A 25284-nucleotide genomic window follows, 5' to 3' on the forward strand; every position below is an offset into this window, starting at 1 on the left:
TCCATGGATAAATTAATGACATTATGGACGGGTAGTGGCCTGTTCAATATAGAACTTGGCCAGGTGATTATGATCGCCGTTGGTCTGCTTCTTCTGTTCCTTGCGATTCGCAAGGGGTTTGAGCCATTGCTGCTGGTACCTATCGGCTTCGGCGGTATTTTGGCGAACATCCCGGAGGCGGGGCTTGCCCTGACTGCCGCGGAAAATGCCATTCACTTTGCCCTGAATGGCGGGAATGCCGAGATTCTGGCTGCTTTGGCAGCGCCTCTGGATGTGGCTTATCAGGCTGGGCAGGCAGTGACGCCCGAACTGAAAGAGGCCTTCAAGGTAGCGGTGAAAGAGGCGAGCTATTCCGAAATGGCAATGGCCAACGCCATTGCTCAGGATTTGGGTTATGGCAACGGCATGTTGTATAACTTTTATTCTGTCGTTATTGGCAGCACCATCGGTCCCTTGGTTATTTTCATGGGGGTTGGCGCGATGACGGATTTCGGTCCGCTGCTGGCCAACCCGAAAACCATGCTGCTGGGTGCCGCAGCCCAGTTCGGTATCTTCGGAACTGTTTTGGGTGCGGCACTGCTGGATTGGTTTGGTGTTCTGGACTTTACCATTCTGGAAGCCGCTGCTATCGGCATCATTGGTGGCGCTGATGGACCAACGTCTATCTATGTGTCCAGTGTTCTGGCTCCGCATCTGCTGGGTGCCATTGCAGTATCCGCATACGCCTATATGGCCATGGTGCCGATGATTCAGCCGCCAATCATGAAGGCGCTGACTACGCAGAAAGAGCGTGCCATCAAGATGTCTCAGCTTCGGCCGGTCAGCAAGCGTGAAAAAATCGTTTTCCCGATGGTTGTTCTTATTGCTGTTGTTCTGTTCTTACCGGATGCGGCGCCACTGCTGGGTATGTTCTGCTTTGGTAACCTGATGCGTGAGTGTGGTGTGGTTGAGCGTCTTAGCGATACCTCCCAGAACGCGCTGATCAACATCACTACGATTTTCCTGGGCCTGTCTGTTGGTTCCAAGCTGATGGCGGACAAGTTCCTGGATGCTCAAACGCTGGGTATTCTGGGGCTGGGTATCGTGGCGTTTGGTGTGGGCACTGCGTGCGGCGTGCTTATGGCCAAGCTGATGAACAAGTTCAGTAAGGATCCGATCAATCCGTTGATTGGTTCTGCCGGTGTATCTGCGGTGCCGATGGCAGCGCGGGTTTCCAACAAGGTTGGTCTTGAGGCGAATCCGCATAACTTCTTGCTGATGCACGCCATGGGGCCGAACGTTGCTGGTGTTATCGGTTCGGCTGTTGCTGCGGGTGTGATGATCAAGCTGCTAAGCTGATTATTCGTCCTGTAGTCCAGAAAACCCCGCCATGGTGCGGGGTTTTCTGTTTATATGGCCCCATCTTGAGAGTTTGAGCCGGTGCGGGGCTGCTGTTCAGGAATCGCTACAAGCACATCCCTGTGCGCTTGACTCCGGCCATCCATGGCCTCCGACATTCCTGAACAGCAGCCCCGCACCAGCTTTTTGAGTTTCAGTATTTGCCTTCTCAAAGATTTATTAGTGAAAATCCCGGGAATTTATCGGGAGTGTTTTTATGAGGTGGCTCAGATCCGAGAGTTTTCCCGCCATGACATGAACAATTTCCCCCTCTCTTTCCAGTATGCCTTTCACGTGTAACAACCGCGCGGTGAGCAACGGCTTGCGTTGTCTTCTGGCGGTTTCCAGCCAGACGACGACGTTTACGTTGCCGGTTTCGTCTTCCAGGGTTACGAAGGTAACTCCGGATGCAGAACCGGGGCGCTGTCGGCCGGTTACGAGGCCGGCTACCTGTACGGGTATGCCGGCCTTAGTGGTTTTTAGTTGTTCGGCGCTGAGGCAGAACTGTAAGTGGCCTTGTTCCCGGAGCAGGGCCAGTGGGTGGCGCTGGAGGGTGAGGCCCTGGCTGGCGTAGTCGGCGAGGACGTTTTGGCCTTCGGTGGGTGCCGGTAGCTGGTTGCAGGTTTCCAGCTCGTAGTTTTCGTCGTCTTCTGCTGCGGCGAAAAGCTCTGTGGGTTTTTCGTGGCCCAGCAGTTGCCAGTACGCCTGGTGGCGGTTGGCCGCGAAGGCAGGCATGGCGTTGGCGCCGGCAAGGAGTTCCATTTCGCGCTGGTTGAGGCCTGCCAGGCGGCGTAATTCAGCGGAGGATCGGTAGCCAGTTTCGGGGCGGTTCTGGCACAGGCGCTCGGCGGTACTTGCTGAGAAACCTCGGATGATTCTCAGGCCCAAACGTAGTTGGTGGTCAACGCCCTGGAGCGTGTGCTCCCACTGGCTGCTGTTGATGTCTGCTGGTAGTGCGATAACGCTGTGGCGTTTGGCATCCTGAAGCAGTTGCGAAGGGGAGTAAAATCCCATGGGTTGGCTATTTAGCAGGGCGCAGTAGAAAGCAGCCGGGTAGTGGCGTTTGAGCCAGGCGGAGACGTAAACGAGCAGGGCGAAGCTGGCTGCGTGGGATTCCGGGAAGCCGTAGCCGCCGAAGCCGCAAATTTGCAAGTAAAGACGTTCGGCAAAGTCGGCATCGTGGCCGCGTGCAAGCATGCCGTTGATGAGTTTTTCCCGGAACGGTGTCATGTCGCCGTGGGATTTCCAGGCGGCCATGGCGCGGCGTAATTGGTCAGCTTCGCCGGCTGTGAACCCGGCGGCAACCATGGCCAGTTTGATGACTTGCTCCTGGAAAATGGGCACGCCCAAGGTGCGTTCCAGCACGCTACGGATGGCCTCGTTGGGGTAGGCCACCGGTTCCAGGCCATGTTTCCGACGCAGGTAAGGGTGCACCATGTCGCCCTGAATGGGGCCGGGGCGAACGATAGCAACTTCGATCACCAGGTCGTAATAAGTTTCGGGTTTCAGTCTGGGCAGCATATTGATCTGAGCGCGGGATTCCACTTGGAATACGCCAATGCTGTCGCCTTTCTGAAGCATATTGTAGGTGGCCCGGTCTTCCTGGGGAATGTCCTGCATGCGAAAGGGCTGGTCTTTCTGCTGGCTGATCAGCTCCAGGGCTTTGCGGATGGCTGTGAGCATGCCCAGTGCGAGCACGTCCACTTTCATCAGGCCCAGGCTTTCCAGGTCGTCTTTGTCCCATTGAATAACGGTGCGATCGGCCATGGCGGCGTTTTCGACCGGCACCAGTTCGGCCAGCGGACCGGAGCTGATCACAAAGCCGCCCACGTGCTGTGACAGGTGGCGAGGGAAACCGAGCAGGGTGTTTACCAGAGTAAAGAACTGGTCGGCGACTTTGGGGTTGCGGGTGAGGCGTTTGTCGAGAATCTGTTGGCGCCAGTTGGTAGCTTTGTCGCGCCAGTCGATGCCTTCCAGCAACTGCTCCACCAGTGCCGGATCAAACCCGAGCGCCTTGCCAACGTCGCGGATAGCGCTGCGGGGGCGGTAGCGGATAACCGTTGCTGCCAGTGCTGCCCGCTCCCGACTGTATCGCCGGTAAATGTACTGAATAACTTCTTCCCGGCGTTCGTGCTCAAAATCCACGTCGATATCCGGCGGCTCGTTTCTGTCTTTGGAGATAAAACGTTCAAACAGCAGGTCTACCTGAGCCGGATTTACTTCGGTAATGCCCAGGCAATAACACACAGCGGAGTTGGCGGCGGAGCCACGGCCCTGGCACAGAATGCCGCGGCTGCGGGCAAAGGCAACTATGTCGTGGATGGTGAGGAAGTAGTGCTCATACTTCATCTCTGAAATCAGCCCCAGCTCCTTGCGGATCAGGGCCTGAACAGTCATTGGGGTGCCTGCCGGGTAGCGTTGCTGTTCACCTTCCCGAGTTAACCGTTTCAGATAGGCCGCCGGGGTTTCCCCCTTCGGTACAAGGTCCGGAGGGTATTCGTAGCGCAGGCTGCCAGGCTCAAAGGTGCACTGCTGGGCAATGCGCAAAGATTCTTCCAGCCAGGGCTCGGGAAATAAACGTTGCAGTACCGGTAACGGGCGCAGGTAGCGCTCACCGTTCTGGAACAGGCAGTGGCCGGCATTTTCCAGGCTGGTGTGATTACGCAGGGCAGCGAGTACGTCTTGCAAGGGCTGACGTTCCCGGCGGTGCATGTGAACTTCGCCTATGGCGGTAATTGGGCAACGCAAGTGCTCAGAAAGCCAGCGGGCCCGGGCCAACTGCTGCTCTTCGCCGGCCTCCAGGGTGCGAGCGGCGGCAATCCAGAGGCGGTGCTCAAACAACAGGAGCAACCATTCACCGCAGGCCAAAATCTGGTCCGCGTTGGCTTCGGCCGGCGAGGGCGGCAACCACAGGCACAGGCAGTCATCCAGAACATGTGTTCCCATGTCGTCATGGAACAACTGATACTGACCTTTTTCTGCCCGGCGGCGAGCGGTGGTTATAAGCTGGCAAAGTTGGCCATAGCCTTTGCGGGTACGGGCCAGAAGAATGAACCTGGGTGTGCAAGCATCGGGTGGGGCGTCGTCCAGCTCAAACCAGCTCCCGGTAATCAGTTTTACGGGGCTCTCTTTCAATGCCGCCCAGGCACGGGGTATGCCCGCCACTGAGCAGGCATCGGTGATCGCCAGCGCGGTATATCCAAGCTCTGCGGCGCGTTGCGCAAGCTCATGAGGATGAGACGCCCCGGTCAGAAAGGTGAAGTTGCTGAAACAGAACAGCTCGGCGTAAGACGGTTCACTCATCAGCCAAACCATCCATGCACGAACCAGCCTTCCTGCACGTCCCGGAACACCCAGGCGAGCTGGCCATTATTCAGTTGAGCAATGTAGTAATCCCGATGGACCCGCTGGCCGTCCCACCAGCCACCGCTGATCCGCTCCGGGCCGGTAAACCATGCCTGTGGGATTTCCGTAAGCGGTTGCGGCCCTCGCAGAAGCCATAGGGGGCGTTGAGGCAGTTGGTTGGCTGTTGTTTTCATAGCTCGGCTGGTACGTCGCACTCCTGACGCGATCCAGGCTCGTTCGGGCCGGTGATCTGCCTGGGGTGCAAGTTGCTTCAGAGCGTTTTCTCCAAGTCTTGCCTGGAGGCGGCTAATCAGGGTGTGCCAGGCTTCGTTCAGATCCTGGCTTTCGCCCAGAAGGTCCTGCCCGCCGGGTGCTTCCCGCCCTAGAAAGCGTTTAACAGTGAGGCGCAGCGATACAACCGGGGCTTGCAGCGGTTGCTGATCAAATCGCAGGCTGATCAGGCTGAGAAACGCCTCTGCCCGGTGCTCCGGGCCCGACGTGCGGATACGCAGACGTGTTGGCTCTGCGTGTCGATGCTGGAGCACTAGCAGTAAGCAGTCCGTATCCTGCTGGCGCCAGCACAAATCCTTTTCCAGTTCAGAAAGTATGCGTTGCAACGGGAACAGCAGCCCCTGTGATTGTTCAATGTCCTGCACAAAATCTGCTTGCTGCTGGAAATAATGGGGCGGTTGCCAGGGTGTTTGGGGGTCGGGCCTGGAACCCTGAATCTTCTGGATATACGCCAGGGTTTCCGGGGATAGCCGGCGCGCCATGTCTGCCGGTGGTAAACGGAACACCTCGCCAAGAGTGCTCAGCCCAAGCCGCTGCAGGCGGGTGCAGGTGCGTTCGTCAAACTCTGCAGCCAGCAGGGACATCTTACCAAGAGTCTGAAGGCAATGGCTTTTGTCAGCTGTGCACGTTCCCTTGCCGTTCCGCGCAATAAGGCGCGCTGCCAGTGGTGTGTGGCCAATACCTGGCCAGGCAGTAAGCTGATGCTTCTGCAGTACATCTTCCACCGTTTGCCAGACTGCCGGAACGCCACCATACAGCCTTTGCAGACTGCCGATTTCAGCTAACAAGCCGTTTGGCGGAACCAGAACAATATGCGCCGCATAGCGGTATAGCCAGCGAGCCTGGTCTTCGAGAATCCGGGTCTCCTGTTGTTGATCAGCCCTTGCTATGCCTAGCTCTGGTGCCAGGCTGACTGCTGTTTTCAGACGCATGTTGGCGTCCACGCCCAGATCCCGGGCAGCCGGGCAGGCCTGTATCACTTTTTGTCCGGAACCTTCCACAATCACCAGCGCAGAGGTGTTTTCACTGGAGCGACGAATGTGGTCCAGCAGCAAGTGAGGAAAGTGCAGGTACAGCCAAAGCATGGAAAATTACCGAGCTGATAAGGGCCAGGGCCCCTGAACCACGCGGGGCGCTTCATGATGAAACAGGCCAGCCCGGTGAGTCATGGCAAGCGAGCAGCGTTGGCCTGGCCAGCTCCCGCGGCGTTTCACCACGCTTATCTTCAAGCCCTGTTGATCGCCCGGCTCCAGTTCAAGACGCAAGGCAGCAGGGGAGTTCTGATCAGCGTAGTGGCGTTCGCGAAAGAGTACGCAGACGTTGCTTCCGGCTTCGGCGGCTAACTGTAAACGCCGGATCTCCCGGGCGGCCAGTTTGCCGGGCCAGGCCATCACCAGGCCCGTAACCGGGGAACGCAGGCAGTTTTCCAGTGTCCACAGAAAATCGCCTTTGTCTTCGGTGTGGATCATGATTATCTGGTCCAGATCGATATCTTCCCGCGCCAGTGCCGGAGCATAAGGCGTGTGCGGAGGGTTCAGCCAGAATACGGTTTTACCGGCCTGTGACAGCCGCTGCATTAGCGGCATTAGCAGGGTCAGCTCACCAATGCCGGGCGCGTCCAGCAGGCATTCGCTCAACGCGCCCCGGGGCCAGCCGATGCCCCCAAGCTGATTGTCCAGGGCCTGATAACCCGTTAGCTCTGCCGGCTGAGTGGTTTTGTTGTGTTTGTGCCCCTGCCAAACACGGGCATCCTGCATTAGCGTGTTAAGAAGCTCGCTCATGGTGCAATCTCTGAATACTGTTTAAATATACAGTATTCCGAAGAGAGCCTGATTTCAAGAAGCTGGTTGATAAATTGAGTAACCGAGCCCATCTTGTATCAGGTGTGAGGGTAAAAAATCCGGATATGGACTCGGAGGTTATGCATGAGTGGTCTGACTGATCAGCACTGTGAAGCTTGTAATGCGGATGCTCCCAAGGCAAACGATGAAGAAAAACGCATGCTGCACAAAGACATTCAGGATTGGGAAATTCTCAGCGTGGACGGCGAAGAGCAATTACGCAAAACGTTTAAATTCCGGAACTTTTCTCAGGCTTTGGCGTTTACCAACAAGGTGGGTGAGTTGGCTGAGGCAGAAGATCATCACCCGGCCATCTTGCTGGAATACGGGAAGACGACCATAAGCTGGTGGACCCACGCAATCGGTGGGCTACATAAAAATGATTTCATCATGGCAGCGAGAACAGACTCGGCTTACCACTGATCCTCTGATTTTTCCTCAGCTTCGAGCTCCGCCTTGCGCTTGCGGACTTTCTCAAGTTTGTCTTTCGGGATATACATCTTGCTGCCTGAATCCCGAAGCATGAATAAGCTGCCAAGGACCAGAGCCAAGGCAACGAGTATAAAAATCCATCCTATCATTGGCATACATCAGACTCCCTTTTGGTTGGAGTAGAGTTGTCGGGATGGTTTTTTTATAGTGGGGTATCCCGGCCAGATTGGCGGAACACTCCATCCCCTATCAAGCATTATGGCAGTGTTTGCCGAAAACAGGAGTGCTAACAGGTGGTAAAACTATTACAGATCGACTTTCCGTTCACGGGCGGACCGGTCTGAGGGTCAGGTTTCAGCACAGGCAGATTCATCAGCAAACAAACAGCAATCAAGGAACTCTTAAATATGAGCGATTCCAGCTACATCCCGCCCAAAGTCTGGAAGTGGGAGTCTGCAAGCGGTGGTGCTTTTTCAAATATCAATCGCCCCATCGCGGGCCCTACTCACGAGAAAGAGTTGCCGGTTGGCGATCATCCTTTCCAGCTCTATTCGCTGGCTACACCAAACGGTGTAAAAGTCACGATTATGCTGGAGGAGTTGCTGGAACTGGGCATCCGTGAGGCTGAATACGACGCCTGGCTGATCCGCATTAACGAAGGTGAGCAGTTTGGTAGCGGGTTTGTGGATATTAACCCGAACTCCAAAATTCCGGCGCTGCAGGACCGCACTCAGGACCCTGCAGTTCGAGTGTTTGAGTCGGGCTCCATTCTGCTTTATCTGGCGGAAAAGTTTGGTCGGTTTCTGCCTTCGGATATAGCCGGGCGCACCGAGACCCTTAACTGGCTGTTCTGGCAGATGGGCAGTGCGGCGTTTGTGGGCGGTGGTTTTGGACACTTCTTTGCCTATGCGCCCGAAAAGTACGAGTACCCGATTAACCGCTATACCATGGAAGTCAAACGGCAGCTGGATGTGCTGGATCGCCAGCTAGCCAATAACCGGTATGTTGCCGGCGATGAATACACCATTGCGGACATGGCCATCTGGCCCTGGTATGGCGCATTGGTAACCAACAAGGTTTACGATGCGGCCGAGTTTCTTGAAGCGCACACCTATACTAATGTGATGCGCTGGGCCCTTGAGCTCAAAGAGCGGCCGGCTGTTCAACGTGGACGAATGGTTAACCGCGCCTGGGGCGAGCCGGCAAGCCAGCTTCATGAGCGCCACGACGCGAGCGATTTTGATCTCAAAACCCAGGATAAAATTGCAGGGGCCTCTGACGACTCCTGATTCATCAATTTTTCAGTCCGGGCTTTCTGATGGGTTCTGAAATTGTCTACATTGTTGGTTTGACTGCACTTGCCGGTATCTGTATTCCCCTTGGCGGATTACTGGCAAGTGTTGAGCGCATCGGCCCTAACTGGCTGGAGCAGGAGTTTCGGCACTTCCTGATCGCTCTGGGCGGTGGCATTTTGCTGGGTGCCGTGACCATTGTGCTTATACCGGAAGGGCAGTCGAGCATTGGTGGCTCGTTCTGGGCCATACCCGCCATCATTGCCGGTGGTATGCTGTTTTTCTGGATCGAACGAGTGCTGGGTGTTCATCACAGGGAATCACCACAGTTAATGGGCGTGATGCTGGATTTTGTGCCGGAAGCAGCCGCCCTGGGTGGGCTGATTATAGTCAACCCAAGCCTGGCGCCCTTGATGGCCGTGCTGATTGCCATGCAAAACCTGCCTGAAGGGTTTAACGCCTACCGTGAGTTTCTTGACAAGCCTGGCTATACACCACGAAAGACTCTGACAGTGATGGCCGGCCTGGCAGCTGCCGGGCCCATCGCGGGGCTGCTGGGGTATTTTTTCCTGTCCGGGCAGCCAGTGGTTCTGGGAACCATCATGCTGGTGGCCTCGGGGGGCATTCTGTACCTGATTTTCCAGGATATTGCGCCCCAGTCCCGGTTGGACAAGCACTGGGCCCCCCCGCTGGGCGCGGTGCTCGGTTTTTGCCTGGCGCTGCTCAGCGATATGCTGGTTGCGCAGGCCTGAGGCTTGTGAGAGAGCTTTAGGCCTGGGTAGAGCAGCTCAAGCAATTTTTCGAGCGGCCTCTTCGTGGAGGATTTTTTCGACCTCTTCTGCTGAAAGGTTTTCCTTTTTGAGCACGGCTTTTGCCAGGGCTTCAAGCTGGTCCCTGTGATCCGTCAGGAATTCGATGGTGGCTGCTTCCATGGCCAGAAGTTCTGACTGGATTTCTGCATCAATCAGCTCTGCCATCTTCTCGCTATACTCCCGTTGCGAGCCCATCTCGCGGCCCAGGAATACGTGCTCCTCGCCGATACTCAGGCTTACTGGGCCGATCTTTTCGCTCATGCCCCACTGGCCGATCATTCGGCGGATCAGTTTGGTGGCTTCCTTGAGATCGTTCTGGGCGCCGGTGGTTACTTCACCATAGACAATCTTTTCTGCTGAGCGTCCGCCGAGCATCACCTTGATACGGTCTCTGAGATAGCTCTCGGAGTAGTTGTAACGATCTTCCTTTGGTGTTTGCTCAGTGACGCCCAGAGCCATGCCGTGGGGGATAATCGTAACCCGGGTAAGGGGATCGGCCTTTGGCATATAGTAGGCCATGATGGCGTGACCGCTCTCGTGGTAGGCCACTACTTCCCGCTCCTCCTGTGATAGCCGGGCATCGCGCTTCTCACCCAGAACGATGCGGTCACGGGCAACCTCAAAGCAATGGGCCGTAACCTCGCTCAGATTTTTCCGGGCGGCTGTTAAAGCTGCCTCGTTTACCAGGTTCTTCAAATCTGCGCCGGAAAAACCAATGGTGCGCGCAGCAAGTTGCTCCAGATCTACGTCGGCTGCCAGAGGCACTTTACGAACGTGCACCGCAAGTATGGCATCCCGTGCATTCTTGTGTGGGAGCTCCAGGGTAATTTTGCGATCAAAGCGGCCAGGCCGCAGCAGGGCGCTGTCCAGAACGTCCGGGCGGTTGGTGGCAGCCAACACCAGTATGTTTTCGTGAGATTCGAAGCCGTCCATTTCTGTAAGAATCTGGTTCAGCGTCTGCTCCCGCTCGTCATTCCCGCCACCCAGGCCTGCACCGCGGGCGCGGCCGATGGCATCCAGTTCATCGATGAAAACCAGTGCCGGTGCCTCCTTGCGGGCATTCGCAAACATGTCCCGAACCCTTGAGGCGCCTACACCCACAAACATTTCAATGAACTCTGAAGCGCTAACGCTGAAGAAGGGCACTTCGGCTTCTCCGGCAATGGCGCGGGCAAGCAGGGTTTTACCTGTACCCGGCGGGCCTACCAGAAGAACACCTTTGGGCATGGATGCGCCCAAGGCCCGGTATTTATCCGGGGATTTCAGAAAGTCGATTATCTCCGCGATCTCACGTTTGGCCGACTCAATGCCGGCCACATCATCCAGCCTGGTGGTAGAAGTTTCTTTCTCGGCCCGGCGAGCTTTCGACCGGCCCTGATCAAACATACCGCCACCCTGCATCATGCGTTTCTGTGCGGAGCCCCAGAACCAGTACATCAGCGCCAGGAGCAGTATCCAGGGCAAGAAGCCACGAATCAGCTCTTGCCACCAGGGCAGCCCCGAAGATTGGGCCCGGATAGTGACATTGTGTGCCTCAAGCAGAGTGAGAAGTTCAGAATCCTCCATGGGAGGCCGTGTCGTATCAAAACCGGGACTTGAGCCCTGTGAGGTGTCGCCGGAGCTCAGGGCTGCTCGCCCCTGGTCGCTGAACACGCCGGTTATATTCTCTTCCTTGAGTGTTACTTCAGAAATCTGGTTGTTAACAACAGCGGTTTTGAATTCAGAGTACGCCAGTTCCTGAAGTTTTGGTGTGCCACTGTCCTGTAGCCACATAAACGCCAGAAAGATGGCGGCGCTGAACCAGAGAAATGAATACTGCTTGGGTATCTCCGGCTTTTGATCCGGCGAGGGTGTCAGCTTTCCGGAGTGATTGGGGGTGGTCATTTTGGTCTCCGGTCCCCCTCCATGATTTTCGCAACAAAAACGGACTTTCCGTAGGTCTCAAAAGACCACTTCATGGTATCTGAAAGCACGGTCATAACTTCGTCGTACTCACCGAAAATTTCTGTACTCATCCGGCCGGCGAAGACTTCCAGGCCGGTTTTTTCCAGCCGGGCGATCAGATCCCGAATGGGCTGTTTGTAGTCCTCTTTCAGGGGGTAGCAGCTTAATTGTACCGACAGGAACATAATTGCCTCCAGCTTCTCTGTCTATCGTTGTATCTGATTGTCAGTAGCCCATGGCCGAGGAAGTGCTGCGCCTCGGATCTGCGCCGCCGTACAGCGTTCCATCTTCTCCGATCATGATACTCTGGATGGCCCCCATAGCCGAATCGGTCGCCACTTTGTGGCCACGGCTTTCCAGCAATCGCACGGTGTCCGCGCTGATGCCTTGTTCAATGCGTATTTGATCCGGGAGCCATTGGTGATGGATGCGGGGGGGCGTTGACGGCTGTCTGTATGTTCATACCATGATCGATTACGTTCATGATGACCTGCAGGGTAGTGGTGATAATGCGTGAGCCTCCCGGGCTGCCGGTTACCAGAAAGTTGCGGTCGCCTTTGCGAACGATGGTCGGTGACATGGAGCTGAGCATGCGTTTGCCGGGTTCCACCTTGTTTGCCTCACCGCCAATCAGGCCGTAGGCATTGGGTACGCCGGGTTTGGCGCTGAAATCGTCCATCTCGTTATTGAGCAGAAAGCCGGCCCCTTGCACGGTAATGCCCGAGCCGTAACTGAAGTTGATGGTGTAGGTGTTCGATACCGCATTGCCCCACTTATCGACCACCGAAAAATGCGTGGTTTCCGGGCTTTCGTAGCCTTGGGGTTGGCCGGGACGAATCTCGCTTGCCGGGCGTGCCTTGTCAGGCTTGATGCCTTTCCGCAGCTCTTCAGCATAAGTTTTACTGGTCAGTCCTTTTAAGGGCACGTCTACATAATCTGTATCGCCCAGGTACTCAGACCGGTCGGCATAGGCCAGCTTCATGGCTTCGGCCATGTAGTGAATCGTATCGGCCGAATTGTGGCCAAGTTCTGAAACAGGAAAGCCTTCAAGAACATTCAGTATCTGCACAATATGAGCGCCGCCGGAGGAGGGTGGGGACATGGAATAGATGTCGTAGCCCCGGTAATTTCCATGCACCGGAGTACGCACAACCGGCTGGTAGTCTTCAAGATCCTTCCGGGTGATGAGGCCGCCGTGCCTTTGCATTTCTTCAACAATCAGTTGTGCGGTTTCACCCTGGTAAAAGCCTTTTACGCCTTCATCTGCAATGCGTTGCAGGGTAGCTGCCAGTTCCGGCTGGCGAAAGCGCTCGCCGGCTTGCCACGCAGAGCCGTCCTCTTTGTAAAAGGTTGCTCGAGTTACAGGCCAGCGCTGAAGACGCTCCCGCGCTTGCTCAAGACCTTCGCTGAAGCGTTGCGGAACGATAAAGCCGTCCCGGGCGAGCTTGATGGCCGGTGCCAGTGCCTGCTCCAGGGGTAGGGTGCCGTAGCGTTCCAGAGCCATGGCAAGGCCGGCAACGGTGCCTGGAACGCCAGCGGCCAGATGGGTAAACCGGCTGCGGTTCTGCACCACCTCGCCAGATTCATCCTGATACATGGTTTCGGTGGCGCCAGAGGGTGCTTTTTCCCGATAATCTATGGCTTCAGGCTCGGAGCCGTCGCCTTTCGAGATCAGCATAAAACCACCGCCACCGATATTTCCGGATCTTGGTTGGGTGACGGCCAGCGCGAACCCGGCGGTTACTGCGGCATCCACTGCGTTGCCGCCATTTTTCAGTACGCTTAATGCTACTTTTGTGGCCAGAGTGTGGCTGGTTGCTACCATGCCGTTACTGGCGCTGGCGGGGTGAAACCGCTCGCCTTCAAGGATGGCCTGGCTGAAAACCGGTGTTGTCAGGGTTGTAAGGCATACGCTCAGTGTCAGTGCGCGCAGGGCGCTTGAGCGCCCAGTGAGGCGGGTTTTCCATGATTGCTGGTGCAGGCCTCTGTCCATGTCTCCACTCCTCGTTTCTGATGTTCATATAGGCTATGATAGCCCGTCATTTTACAGGGTGCGTACCGCAAACTCTGGTCCCTGATCCGGCTGCCGCTTCCGGCAATGGTTTCCGGCGTACCTGCTTTCCCGTTTGTCAGTTAAGGAAAGGCTTTCATGGAGCATACCTACCGTCTTGTGATTTCCTGCCCGGATGGGGTGGGAATTGTCGCCAAGGTGAGTAATTTTCTGTCTACCTACAACGGCTGGATAACCGAAGCCAGCCACCACTCGGATACTCATAGTGGCTGGTTTTTCATGCGCCACGAAATCAAGGCCGAGTCTATCCCGTTTGGTCTTGAACAGTTTCGCGCCGCGTTTGCGCCGATTGCCCGGGAATTCGATATGCACTGGCATATCGCCGACTCGGCCCAGCCCAAAAAAGTGATCCTGATGTGCAGCAAGGAGTCCCACTGTGTGGCCGACCTCCTTTACCGCTGGCACAGCAACGAAATCAACGCTGAAATCGTCGCGGTTATCTCCAACCACGATGATTTGCGCCGTATGGTGGAGTGGCATGACATTCCATACCATCATATTCCGGTGAGCAAGGCTAACCGTGATGAGGCGTTTGCCCACATAGACGAGCTTTTTCAGAGTTATGAAGCCGATGTGGTGGTGCTTGCACGCTACATGCAGATTTTGCCTGCCGAGCTTTGTGCAAAGTACTCAGGCAAGGTGATCAATATTCATCACAGCTTCCTGCCATCTTTTGCAGGCGCGAGGCCCTACCACCAGGCATACGGCCGTGGCGTGAAGCTGATCGGTGCTACCTGTCATTACGTGACCCAGGATCTTGATGAAGGGCCGATTATTGAGCAGGACGTTATCCGCATCACGCACAGTGACACCATCGAAGACATGGTGCGCCTTGGTAAGGATGTAGAAAAAAACGTTCTTGCCCGGGGATTGCGCTCTCATATTGAGGATCGCGTGATCACCCATGAAAACAAGACGGTAGTATTTGATTAAGGCTGCCTCACAGATGCCCCTGAAGGGGTGCGACTGTGGTAGAATCGGCGGCTTATTAAAGAATAACTACGGGGCCGGGAAGCGGCCCTGAAACGACTTCCAGATAACGCAAAGGAACCTTGCTCGATGGGTGAATTAGCCAAAGAGATCCTGCCGGTCAATATTGAAGATGAACTGAAGCAGTCCTACCTGGATTACGCCATGAGCGTGATCGTCGGGCGGGCGCTTCCGGACGTGCGGGATGGCCTCAAGCCGGTTCACCGTCGCGTTCTGTTCGCCATGTCCGAACTGAATAACGACTGGAACAAGGCCTACAAGAAGTCCGCCCGTGTGGTGGGTGATGTTATTGGTAAATATCACCCGCACGGTGACTCTGCTGTTTATGACACCATCGTTCGTATGGCTCAGCCGTTCTCCCTGCGTTATCCGCTGGTAAACGGTCAGGGCAACTTCGGTTCTATCGACGGCGATAACGCGGCAGCCATGCGTTATACCGAAATCCGCATGGAGAAAATTGCACACTCCCTGTTGGCGGATCTTGATAAAGAGACCGTGGATTTTGTCGATAACTACGACGGCACAGAGCGAATTCCTGAGGTTATGCCTACCCGGGTGCCCAACCTGCTGGTGAACGGCTCTTCCGGTATTGCCGTGGGCATGGCGACCAACATTCCGCCCCATAACCTGACCGAAGTGGTTAATGGGTGCCTGGCACTGATTGATAATCCCGATCTTACCTGTGATGAACTGATGGAGTTCATCCCGGGGCCGGACTTTCCGACCGAAGGCATCATCAATGGCCGTGCCGGCATTGTTGAGGCTTATCGTACCGGTCGCGGGCGTATCTACATTCGCGCTCGTCACGAAATCGAGCACGATAAGAAGACCAATCGTGATGCCATCATCATCACAGAATTGCCGTATCAGCTTAACAAGGCCCGTCTGATCGAAAAGATCGCCGAGCTGGTGAAAGAGAAGCGCCTGGAAGGCATCACCGAGCTGCGGGACGAGTCCAACAAAGAAGGTATTCGGGTTTTCATAGAGCTGCGCCGCGGCGAAAACCCGGAAGTTGTTGTTAACAACCTGTTTACCCATACCCAGTTGCAGACGGTATTCGGTATCAATATGGTTGCGCTGATCGACGGCGAGCCGAGAATCCTTAACCTCAAGGAAATGCTGGACGCGTTTGTGCGTCATCGCCGTGAAGTGGTGACCCGCCGCACCATCTTTGAGCTGCGCAAAGCCCGCGAACGTGGCCATATTCTTGAAGGCCTGACGGTTGCGCTGGCCAACATCGATGAAATGATCGAGCTGATCAAGGCTTCCCCGAGTTCTCTGGAAGCCAAAGAAAAGCTGATGGCCAAGGGCTGGGCGCCCGGTAACGTGATGGCGATGCTCGAGCGTGCTGGCGAAGACGCCTGCCGCCCGGACGACCTGCCGGAGATCTACGGCCTGCGCGATGGCCTGTACTTCATGTCTCCGGAGCAGACCCAGGCTATCCTGGACATGCGTCTGCACCGCCTGACCGGTCTGGAAACTGAAAAGCTCCAGAACGAGTACAAGGATATTCTCGAGAAGATTGCCGGTCTGCTGGAAATTCTGGGTGATCCGGATCGCCTGATGCAGGTTATCCGTGAAGAGCTGCAAGCCGTGGTCGAAGAGTTCGGTGACGAGCGTCGCACGGAAATCACCAGCTCCCAGCGCGATCTGACGATTGCCGATCTGATTGATGAAGAAGAACTGGTTGTCACCATTTCCCACAGTGGTTATGCGAAGACCCAGGCAGTAGAAGACTATCAGGCCCAGCGCCGTGGTGGCCGTGGTAAAGCCGCGACTTCTATGAAAGACGAAGATTTCGTTGAGAAGCTGTTGGTCGCCAACTCCCACGACACCATTCTGTGCTTCTCCAACCGGGGCAAGGTTTACTGGTTGCGTGTATTCGAGATTCCCCGTGCCAGCCGCGCATCCCGTGGCCGGCCGATGGTGAATATTCTGCCGCTGGATGAAGGTGAACGCATCACTACCTTCCTTCCCGTGCGGGATTATCCGGAAAACCAGTTTGTTCTGATGGCAACGTCTGCGGGCGTCGTCAAGAAAACACGCTTGCCAAACTTCTCTCGCCCACGCAGCAGTGGCCTGATTGCTTTGTCTCTGGACGAAGGCGATACATTGATTGGCGCTGCGATAACCGAAGGCGATGCTGAAATCATGCTGTTCTCCACAGCTGGCAAAGCGGTTCGTTTTAATGAAGAAGCCGTTCGCCCGTTAAGCCGGACAGCACGTGGCGTACGTGGTATCAGAATGCCGGAAGGCCACCAGGTGGTCTCCCTGATCATTCCTCAGGAAGGCGGCGTTATTCTGACCGCCAGTGAGAACGGTTACGGAAAGCGCACGGCGATTGATGAATTCCCGACTTACAGCCGCGGCAGTCAGGGCGTTATCGCCATGCAGTGCTCAGATCGTAACGGCAACCTGGTAACTGCGCTGCAGCTGTTCGACGGCGATGAAATGATGCTGATTTCCGACAAGGGCACGCTGGTTCGTACCCGCACGGATGAAGTATCGATTCTCAGCCGGAACACCCAGGGCGTGCGGTTGATCAGGTTGAGCCAGGAAGACGAGCGCCTGGTAGGTGTAGAGCGGATTGCCGAAACCGACGAAGATGACATCGATAGTGTAGGTATCGAAGGTACTGAGGTAGAAGGTACTGATATTGAGGGCCAAGACGCTTCGACAGACGAAAGCCCAAACAACAGTCCGGAACAGGATGCTGGCGAGGAATAAGCCAGCATTGCCGAACACAGAATCCGCAAGACGTGAGAGACCACAGGATCATGAGCAGGGCGTATAACTTTTGTGCAGGTCCGGCAACCTTGCCGGAAAGTGTGCTGGCACAGGCACGGGATGAAATGCTGGACTGGCGTGGCACGGGTATGTCGGTGATGGAAATGAGCCATCGCAGCGATGCGTTTGTGGAAATTGCCGAAACTGCTGAGCAGGATGTTCGTGAATTGGCTGGAGTATCAGACGATTACGCCGTTCTCTTCATGCAGGGTGGGGCGTCCAGCCAGTTCTCCACCATCCCTTTGAACCTGCTTGGCGACAAAGCGTCTGCGGATTATGTGAACACAGGAATCTGGTCGACGAAGGCCATTGCTGAGGCGAGACGCTACGGCAATGTGAACGTGGTCGCCAGCTCGGAAGGTAACGGCTTCGCCAGCATTCCGGACCAGGCTTCGTGGCAGACCCGTACTGATGCGGCATACCTGCATTACACGCCGAACGAAACCATCGGCGGCCTGGAATTCGATTTTGTTCCGGACAGCGCAGGTGTTCCCCTGGTAGCGGATATGTCTTCTAACATGCTTTCGCGCCCGGTGGATGTCTCGAAGTTCGGCCTTATCTACGCCGGCGCACAGAAAAATATCGGCCCTTCCGGGCTGGTTGTGGTCATCATCCGGAAAGACCTTCTGGGCAAAGCCCGCAAAGAAACGCCGACCATGATGAATTATCAGGTGATTGCCGATAACGGCTCCATGTACAACACGCCAGCAACCTACTCCTGGTACCTCGCGGGCCTGGTGTTCAAGTGGCTTAAAGCCCAGGGTGGCGTTAAGGCAATGGGCGAGACGAATCAGCGGAAGGCGAAAAAACTGTACGACTTCATTGATACCAATGAATTTTACGCCAATCCAATTGAACCACGCTTCCGATCCTGGATGAACGTCCCCTTTACCCTGAGGGATGATGCCCTGAACAGTGCATTCCTCGAGGGCGCCAATGTGCGGAACTTGCTGAACCTGGCTGGTCACCGCTCGGTAGGAGGCATGCGCGCAAGCATCTATAACGCCATGCCCGAGGCAGGCGTGGATGCGCTGATTCAGTACATGACAGAATTTGCCAGAGAGCGGGGCTGATCATGAGTGATGAGCAAGTCCGTCTCGGAGAACTTCGAGTAGAAATAGATAATCTTGATCAGAAGATCATGGAGTTGATCAGTGCCCGCGCCAAATGCGCTCAGGAAGTGGCCCATGTGAAAATGGCCGCGAACCCCGGGCAGGATGTGTTTTTCTACCGTCCTGAGCGGGAAGCGCAGGTCTTGCGTCGCATCAAGGAGGCCAATCCAGGCCCTCTGCCCGGCGAAGAGATGGCGCGACTGTTTCGCGAGATCATGTCGGCTTGCCTGGCTCTGGAAAAGCCCATGCACATTGCCTTTCTGGGGCCTATCGGCACCTTTACCCAGGCGGCAGCCCTCAAGCATTTCGGACATTCTGTTGTCAGCGTGCCTTTGCCGGCAATTGATGCAGTTTTCCGAGAAGTGGAATCCGGCGCCGCGCACTACGGTGTGGTGCCGGTTGAGAATTCCACCGAAGGCATGATCAATCACACGCTTGATATGTTCATGTCATCTCCGCTGAAAATCTGCGGTGAAGTGCAGCTGAGAATTCACCACCACCTTCTGGTGTCACCGGAGTTCCGGGACCAGGAGATAACCCGCATCTACTCGCACCAGCAGTCGTTCGCCCAGTGCCGTCAGTGGCTGGATACCCATCGCTATGGTATTGAGCGAGTAACGGTTTCCAGTAATGCCGAAGCGGCACGTCGCGCGGCCAAGGAGCCAGGTGCCGCTGCGATTGCCGGTGATATGGCCGCCGAGCTGTATGGTCTGGAGAAACTGGCGAATAGCATTGAAGACCGACCCGACAACACCACCCGGTTCCTGATTATCGGCCGGGAAGAAGTGCCAGCCAGCGGACATGACAAATCGTCGATACTTGTCTCCATGAGAAACAAGCCTGGCGCGCTGTATCAGTTGCTGGAGCCGTTCCATAGCCATGGGATCAGCCTTACCCGGATTGAAACCCGGCCTTCGCCCAGTGGCACCTGGGCCTATGTGTTCTACATAGATTTTGAAGGGCACATGGACGACGAGCAGGCGCACAAAGTGCTCGCCGAAGTGGATGAAGAAGCTGTTGAGCTCAAGCGTTTGGGCTCCTACCCCATCGGTGTTCTTTAGTATCAGCCAGTTGAGGAGGGTATATGGCCATTGACTATCAGAGCCTTGCGGTAACAGGCGTTCAGGCTTTGTCTCCCTATCAGCCTGGCAAGCCAATCAGTGAGCTGGCCCGTGAGCTGGGTCTGAATCCGGCAGACATTATCAAGCTTGCCAGTAATGAAAACCCCTTGGGCCCCAGCAAGAAAGCGATCGCTGCTGCCCAAAACGAATTGACTGACCTCTGCCTTTATCCCGACGGCAACGGGTTTGACCTGAAACAGAAGCTGTCTGGGCGTCTGGGCGTTGGCGCCGACCAGATCACACTTGGAAACGGTTCAAACGATGTGCTCGAAGTAATTGCACGTTGCTTTGCGGATACCCGTTCCGAGGTTGTGTTTTCCCAGTATGCGTTTGCCGTTTATCCAATTGTTACTCAAGCTATTGGTGCCAAAGCGGTTGCCGTACCGGCTAAAGACTGGGGCCACGATCTGGATGCCATGGCGGCGGCAGTGACCGAACGCACGCGACTGATCTTTGTAGCCAACCCGAACAATCCTACGGGAACCGTGCACGATGCAGGCGCCATTGAAGCGTTTCTGGGCAAGGTTCCCGAGGGTGTGCTGGTGGTTCTTGATGAGGCCTACTGTGAGTACATGACCGGTGAGAAGGATCCCGACGGCGTTGAGCTGTTATCCCGCTTCCCGAATCTGATTGTGTGTCGCACCTTTTCCAAGGCTTGGGGTCTTGCGGCCTTGCGCGTCGGCTACAGTGTCAGCTCACCGGCCATTGCTGACATTCTGAACCGTGTCCGCCAGCCCTTTAACGTCAGCTCCGTTGCGCTTGCAGCGGCTACGGCGGTGCTGGACGACGAAGAGTATCTGCAGCGCTCCCGCGAAACCAACAGCACCGGCTTAAAGCAGCTGGAAGAGGCTTTTGATCAGATGGGCCTCAGGTATATTCCGTCATCAGGAAACTTTGTAGCGGTTGAAGTCGGTCCGCAAGCCATGGGCGTCTATCAGGCTTTGCTGGCCCACGGTGTTATTGTGCGCCCCATCGCGGGTTACGGCATGCCTGAGCACCTTCGGGTGTCAGTGGGCTTGCCTGCTCAAAATGAACATTTTATCGATGCGCTCTCAAAAGCGTTGGCAGCCGCAGGGCAGGGAGCCTGAGGTGTCGTCTGGCGAGCGGCTCTTCCAGCGTGTTGCTGTAATCGGTCTGGGCCTGATAGGTGGCTCACTGGCTGGCGCCATTCGCAAAAACGGTCTGGCAGGGGAAGTCGTTGGCGCGGATCAACGTAAAGAAGATCTTTTGCTGGGCCAGTCACTGGGAGTGATTGATACCATTGCAGAAACGGTCGCAGAGGCCGTTCAGGGCTCAGATCTTGTTGTGCTGGCCGTGCCGGTAAAGGCGACCCGTAAGGTGCTGGAAGAAATACGCCCGCATCTTGCTGCAGGCGCGATTCTGACCGACGTAGGCAGTACCAAATCGGGCTTTGTAAAGGATGTTGAAGCGGTGTTCGGGGAATTTCTGCCCCGTATTATTCCCGGGCATCCCATTGCGGGGTCTGAGAGAAGCGGTATTCGCGCGGCTAACCCGAACTTGTTCGCCAACCACAAAGTCATACTGACACCGCCTGAGAATGTCAGTCGTTTTCATCTGGACAGGCTCCGGGCGTTATGGGAGGGGTGCGGTGCTACCGTGCTCACCATGTCGGTTGCGTATCACGATGAAGTTCTGGCTGCGACCAGTCATTTACCGCACCTGATTGCCTTTTCACTGGTCGATACACTGGCGGGAGAAGACGAGAATATGGATATTTTCCGGTACGCTGCCGGCGGGTTCCGCGATTTTACCCGGATTGCCGCGAGCGATCCGGTGATGTGGCACGATATTTTTCTTTCCAACCGTGACGCCGTTCTCCGGGTGATTGACCATTTCACTCACGATCTGGATCAGTTGCGCACTGCCATCGCTGACCAGGATGGTGCCACGCTGTTGAGCGTATTCAGTCGCGCCAAGGCGGCGCGCGAACATTTTTCCAAAATGCTTTCAGGACAGGCCTACGTGACAAAAAACAGTGAAAATCAAGTGACGTTCCGTCTTCAGCCCGGTGGCACAGTGACCGGTGATATACGAGTCCCCGGGGACAAGTCCATGTCCCATCGCTCAATCATGCTCGGAGCTCTGGCTGAGGGCGTAACCGACGTAAAGGGCTTTCTTGAAGGTGAGGACAGCCTGGCAACGCTTCAGGCGTTTCGCGATATGGGTGTTGCGATTGAAGGGCCGACCGAAGGCTTTGTGCGCATTCATGGTGTTGGAATGCATGGCCTGCAGGCCCCGCGAGGCCCTATCTATCTAGGCAATTCCGGTACGGGTATGCGATTGTTCGCAGGCCTGTTGGCTGCGCAGCCTTTTGAATCCGAGCTTACCGGCGATGCCAGTCTTTCAGTACGGCCGATGAACCGTGTTGCGGATCCACTGCGATCAATGGGTGCTGTTATCGACACGGCTGAGGGCGGTCGTCCGCCTCTGAAAATCAGGGGCAGTAAAGACAAAAAGCTTACCGGCATCCATTACGATATGCCGGTTGCCAGCGCCCAGGTAAAATCCTGTCTGTTGCTTGCCGGCCTCTATGCTGAAGGCACTACGTCCGTTACCGAGCCAGCGCCAACGCGGGATCACACTGAGCGTATGCTAACCGGTTTTGGCTATAAAGTAGAACGTCATGGCCCGACTGCCAAGGTTCACGGTGGCGGCAAGCTGACGGCTACTGCTATTGATGTACCTGCAGATATCTCATCGGCCGCTTTTTTTCTGGTTGCGGCCAGTATTGCTCCGGGGTCTGACCTTGTCTTACGCCACGTGGGCATGAACCCGACAAGGGTGGGCGTGATCAATATTCTGCAGCAGATGGGCGCAAATATTGAAGTGATGGACGAACGGGAAATCGGCGGCGAACCCGTTGCCGACCTGCGCGTTCGTTCCGCTGAGCTCAAAGGCATAGATATTCCGGAAGACCAGGTGCCTTTGGCCATTGATGAATTTCCGGCTCTGTTCATTGCTGCCACTTGTGCCACCGGTCGCACGGTACTGACCGGTGCCGAGGAGTTGCGGGTAAAAGAAAGTGATCGCATTCAGGTGATGGCCGATGGCCTTGCAGCGCTGGGTGTTGTTACAACGGTAACGGCGGACGGCATTGTTATTGAAGGTGGCCAGACGATCAAAGGCGGCTCCGTTCACAGTCATGGAGACCATCGTATTGCCATGTCCTTTGCTGTTGCCTCGCTGCGGGCGACCGGTGAGATTGAAATAGACGATTGCGCGAACGTGGCGACGTCTTTCCCGGGCTTTGTGGAACTGGCGAAAAAAACCGGTATCAACATCGCAGCCGAGGGGGCCGCAAGGGCCGCTGAACAGGGAGTACATTGATGTCGGAAGGGCATGCACCAGTCATCGCAGTTGACGGCCCGGGTGGTTCCGGTAAGGGTACGGTCACTCAGATGCTGGCCAGGAAGCTGGGCTGGCACCTGCTCGACAGCGGCGCACTTTACCGGCTGACAGCGCTTGCGGCAACGCGCCAAAGCGTATCGCTCGATGATGAGGCGGCACTGATAAAGGTGGCCGCGTCTCTGGATGTTGCGTTCAAGCCAACACCGGAAGGCGAGCCCGCAAAAGTTATTCTGGCAGGGGAGGATGTCACCTCTGAAATCCGTACGGAAACCTGTGGCAACAATGCATCGCGTATCGCGGTCATGCAGCCGGTCCGTGATGCGCTCCTGCAGCGCCAGCGGGACTTCCAGCAGCCGCCGGGCCTGGTCGCAGACGGTCGGGATATGGGCACCGTGGTGTTTCCGAATGCCCCGGTCAAAATTTTTCTGACAGCCAGCGCTGAAGAGCGTGCCCGCCGACGTTTCAGCCAGTTGAAGGCTGCGGGTGTCGATGTTAGTATTGACGCCCTTTTAGAGGAGATACGGGTCCGTGATGAACGGGATATGAACCGTTCCGCAGCCCCTCTCAAGCCCGCAGATGATGCGCAAGTCATTGATTCTACAGGTTTGAGTATACAAGAGGTGCTAGACAGGTGTATGGCCGCAGTAGGCCAGGCCTGACTACACCTTTTTGTCGTTGAAATGCCGGAAACAGTGAAATCTGCCAGCCGCTGGCTGATTCCGGAACTTATTAACAGACCGTGTTGCTGGTGACACGGAGCATACTTGCATTGAACCTATAGGACTCATAATGAGCGAGAGCTTTGCGGATCTTTTTGAAGAAAGCCTAAAAGAAATTGACATGAAACCAGGTTCCATCGTCCAGGGAACCGTAGTAGATGTCGATAGCGACTGGGTCACAGTTAACGCCGGGCTGAAGTCCGAAGGCGTTATCCCCGCCTCCCAGTTCCTGAACGAAAAAGGCGAGTTGGAAGTAGCTATTGGCGACGTTGTCGACGTAGCACTGGATGCAGTGGAAGATGGTTTCGGTGAAACCCGTCTTTCCCGTGAAAAGGCCAAGCGCGCTGAATCCTGGAAGGTACTCGAGAAGTCCTTCGAAGCGGAAGAAGTGGTCAAAGGTATTATCAATGGCAAGGTCAAAGGTGGTTTCACCGTTGATCTGGCTGGTATTCGTGCCTTCCTGCCGGGTTCCCTGGTAGACGTTCGTCCGGTTCGCGACACCGCGCACCTGGAGAACAAAGAGCTCGAATTCAAGGTTATCAAGCTGGACCAGAAGCGCAACAACGTGGTTGTTTCTCGCCGCGCCGTTCTGGAAGCTGAAAACAGCGCCGAGCGCGAAGCTCTGCTTGAAACCCTGACCGAAGGTCTGGAAATCAAGGGTATCGTCAAGAACCTGACCGACTACGGCGCGTTCGTAGATCTGGGTGGTGTTGACGGCCTGCTGCACATTACTGATATGGCCTGGAAGCGTATCAAGCATCCGAGCGAAATCGTGAACGTTGGCGATGAAATCAACGTCAAGGTCCTGAAGTTTGACCGTGAGCGTAACCGTGTATCTCTGGGCCTCAAGCAACTGGGTGAAGATCCCTGGGTTGATATCAAAGGTCGCTATCCGGAAGGTACCAAGGTTACTGCACGTGTAACCAATCTGACCGATTACGGCTGCTTTGCTGAGCTGGAAGAAGGCGTTGAAGGTCTGGTTCACGTATCTGAAATGGATTGGACCAACAAGAACATCCACCCGTCTAAAGTCGTCCAGGTTGGCGATGAAGTGGGCGTGATGATTCTGGACATCGACGAAGAGCGTCGTCGTATCTCCCTGGGTATCAAGCAGTGCGTATCCAACCCATGGGAAGATTTCTCCGGCAACTTCAACAAGGGCGACCGTATCTCCGGTAAGATCAAGTCAATCACTGACTTCGGTATCTTCATCGGTCTGGACGGTGGCATCGATGGCCTGGTTCACTTGTCTGACATCAGCTGGAACGAGACAGGCGAAGAAGCGGTTCGTGAATACAAGAAGGGCGACGATGTTGACACCGTTATCCTGTCTGTAGATCCCGAGCGTGAGCGCATCTCCCTGGGTATCAAGCAGCTTGAAAGCGATCCGTTCGCTGAGTTCGTTCAGCTGAACGACAAAGGCTCCATCGTTAAGGGCGTTGTTTCAGCCATCGACGCCAAGGCAGCTACCATTGCTTTGAACGACGAAGTTGAAGCGATTCTGAAAGCCTCCGAGATCAGCCGTGACCGCGTTGAAGATGCGCGTAACGCTCTGAAGGAAGGCGAAGAAGTTGAAGCGAAGATTATCAGCATCGATCGCAAAAACCGCATCATTAACCTGTCTGTCAAGTCCAAGGACGTAGAAGACGACAAGCAGGCCATTGATAGCGTGCGTACTAAAACTGCAGAAACTGCTTCCGGTGCGACCACCATTGGTGATCTCATCAAGGAACAAATGCAGCAGCAAAACGCCAACAAGGACTAATCTCCGGTTGGTATGA

General features: G+C 55.7%; 18 protein-coding genes and 1 pseudogene. 12 read left to right on the forward strand and 7 right to left on the reverse strand.

Annotated features, from left to right (window positions below):
- Positions 1-3 precede the first annotated feature (3 nt).
- Positions 4-1338: a sodium ion-translocating decarboxylase subunit beta gene (locus tag FFI90_RS18545; RefSeq protein ID WP_246123669.1), complete on the forward strand. Its 1335-nt coding sequence runs from the start codon at positions 4-6 to the stop codon at positions 1336-1338.
- A 219-nt stretch (positions 1339-1557) separates the two neighbouring features.
- Here FFI90_RS18545 and FFI90_RS18550 read toward each other — a convergent pair whose 3' ends face one another.
- Genes FFI90_RS18550 through imuA form a run of 3 tightly spaced genes read right to left on the reverse strand, consistent with a single transcriptional unit; the run spans position 1558 to position 6794 of the window.
- Complete coding sequence (locus FFI90_RS18550; RefSeq protein ID WP_144780255.1) at positions 1558-4680, reverse strand: error-prone DNA polymerase; 3123 nt, start codon at positions 4678-4680, stop codon at positions 1558-1560.
- Positions 4680-6098 carry a Y-family DNA polymerase gene (locus tag FFI90_RS18555; RefSeq protein ID WP_144780256.1) on the reverse strand — a complete coding sequence of 473 codons (1419 nt, stop codon included), beginning with the start codon at positions 6096-6098 and terminating at the stop codon, positions 4680-4682. Before FFI90_RS18555 ends, FFI90_RS18550 begins: the two co-directional genes overlap by 1 nt.
- A 6-nt stretch (positions 6099-6104) precedes the next feature.
- On the reverse strand, positions 6105-6794 hold the full coding sequence (gene imuA / locus FFI90_RS18560; RefSeq protein WP_144780257.1) for a translesion DNA synthesis-associated protein ImuA: 690 nt from the start codon (positions 6792-6794) through the stop codon (positions 6105-6107).
- Positions 6795-6938: 144 nt separating this feature from the next.
- On the opposite strand from imuA, the gene FFI90_RS18565 reads away from it, so the two are divergent.
- The gene (locus tag FFI90_RS18565; protein WP_144780258.1) at positions 6939-7277 is read left to right on the forward strand and encodes a 4a-hydroxytetrahydrobiopterin dehydratase; all 339 of its coding nucleotides are present in this window, start codon (positions 6939-6941) and stop codon (positions 7275-7277) included.
- On the opposite strand, the gene FFI90_RS18570 is transcribed toward FFI90_RS18565, so the two are convergent.
- Positions 7268-7441 carry a DUF2897 family protein gene (locus FFI90_RS18570; RefSeq protein WP_144780259.1) on the reverse strand — a complete coding sequence of 58 codons (174 nt, stop codon included), beginning with the start codon at positions 7439-7441 and terminating at the stop codon, positions 7268-7270. The two genes, FFI90_RS18565 and FFI90_RS18570, sit on opposite strands and share 10 nt — an antisense overlap.
- 252 nt (positions 7442-7693) lie before the next feature.
- Here FFI90_RS18570 and yghU point away from each other — a divergent pair, with 252 nt between their 5' ends.
- Positions 7694-8575 (forward strand): glutathione-dependent disulfide-bond oxidoreductase, encoded by an 882-nt coding sequence (yghU, locus tag FFI90_RS18575; protein ID WP_144780260.1) that lies wholly within the window; start codon positions 7694-7696, stop codon positions 8573-8575.
- A gap of 29 nt (positions 8576-8604) precedes the next feature.
- Positions 8605-9330: a ZIP family metal transporter gene (locus FFI90_RS18580; protein ID WP_144780261.1), complete on the forward strand. Its 726-nt coding sequence runs from the start codon at positions 8605-8607 to the stop codon at positions 9328-9330.
- A gap of 36 nt (positions 9331-9366) precedes the next feature.
- Here the strand turns inward: FFI90_RS18580 and ftsH are convergent, their stop codons facing one another.
- The 3 genes and pseudogenes from ftsH to ggt all read right to left on the reverse strand — a co-directional run bounded on the left by ftsH (position 9367) and on the right by ggt (position 13327).
- Entirely contained in the window at positions 9367-11274 is a 1908-nt protein-coding gene (ftsH, locus tag FFI90_RS18585) for an ATP-dependent zinc metalloprotease FtsH (RefSeq protein ID WP_144780262.1), read from the reverse strand.
- Positions 11271-11519 carry a YkoF family thiamine/hydroxymethylpyrimidine-binding protein gene (locus FFI90_RS18590; RefSeq protein WP_144780263.1) on the reverse strand — a complete coding sequence of 83 codons (249 nt, stop codon included), beginning with the start codon at positions 11517-11519 and terminating at the stop codon, positions 11271-11273. The genes ftsH and FFI90_RS18590 overlap by 4 nt, the downstream gene beginning before the upstream one ends.
- A gap of 40 nt (positions 11520-11559) precedes the next feature.
- Positions 11560-13327, reverse strand: a pseudogene (ggt, locus tag FFI90_RS18595) (gamma-glutamyltransferase).
- Between the two features lie 156 nt (positions 13328-13483).
- Here ggt and purU point away from each other — a divergent pair.
- From purU to rpsA, 8 genes are all read left to right on the forward strand, one after another.
- The gene (gene purU, locus FFI90_RS18600) at positions 13484-14338 is read left to right on the forward strand and encodes a formyltetrahydrofolate deformylase (protein WP_144780264.1); all 855 of its coding nucleotides are present in this window, start codon (positions 13484-13486) and stop codon (positions 14336-14338) included.
- A 126-nt stretch (positions 14339-14464) separates the two neighbouring features.
- Positions 14465-17122 (forward strand): DNA gyrase subunit A, encoded by a 2658-nt coding sequence (gyrA, locus tag FFI90_RS18605; protein WP_144780265.1) that lies wholly within the window; start codon positions 14465-14467, stop codon positions 17120-17122.
- Between the two features lie 50 nt (positions 17123-17172).
- Positions 17173-18255, forward strand: coding sequence for a 3-phosphoserine/phosphohydroxythreonine transaminase (serC, locus tag FFI90_RS18610; RefSeq protein ID WP_144780266.1), 1083 nt, complete (start codon positions 17173-17175; stop codon positions 18253-18255).
- Positions 18256-18257: 2 nt separating this feature from the next.
- On the forward strand, positions 18258-19355 hold the full coding sequence (gene pheA, locus FFI90_RS18615) for a prephenate dehydratase (RefSeq protein WP_144780267.1): 1098 nt from the start codon (positions 18258-18260) through the stop codon (positions 19353-19355).
- A 23-nt stretch (positions 19356-19378) separates the two neighbouring features.
- The gene (hisC, locus tag FFI90_RS18620; protein ID WP_144780268.1) at positions 19379-20503 is read left to right on the forward strand and encodes a histidinol-phosphate transaminase; all 1125 of its coding nucleotides are present in this window, start codon (positions 19379-19381) and stop codon (positions 20501-20503) included.
- Positions 20460-22763, forward strand: coding sequence for a bifunctional prephenate dehydrogenase/3-phosphoshikimate 1-carboxyvinyltransferase (locus tag FFI90_RS18625; protein WP_186318021.1), 2304 nt, complete (start codon positions 20460-20462; stop codon positions 22761-22763). The genes hisC and FFI90_RS18625 overlap by 44 nt, the downstream gene beginning before the upstream one ends.
- Positions 22763-23443 (forward strand): (d)CMP kinase, encoded by a 681-nt coding sequence (gene cmk, locus FFI90_RS18630; RefSeq protein WP_144780269.1) that lies wholly within the window; start codon positions 22763-22765, stop codon positions 23441-23443. Before FFI90_RS18625 ends, cmk begins: the two co-directional genes overlap by 1 nt.
- A gap of 130 nt (positions 23444-23573) precedes the next feature.
- Positions 23574-25268 carry a 30S ribosomal protein S1 gene (gene rpsA, locus FFI90_RS18635; RefSeq protein ID WP_144780270.1) on the forward strand — a complete coding sequence of 565 codons (1695 nt, stop codon included), beginning with the start codon at positions 23574-23576 and terminating at the stop codon, positions 25266-25268.
- Positions 25269-25284: the final 16 nt, after the last annotated feature.

This window comes from Marinobacter maritimus (assembly GCF_007671675.1).
Lineage (GTDB): Bacteria > Pseudomonadota > Gammaproteobacteria > Pseudomonadales > Oleiphilaceae > Marinobacter > Marinobacter maritimus.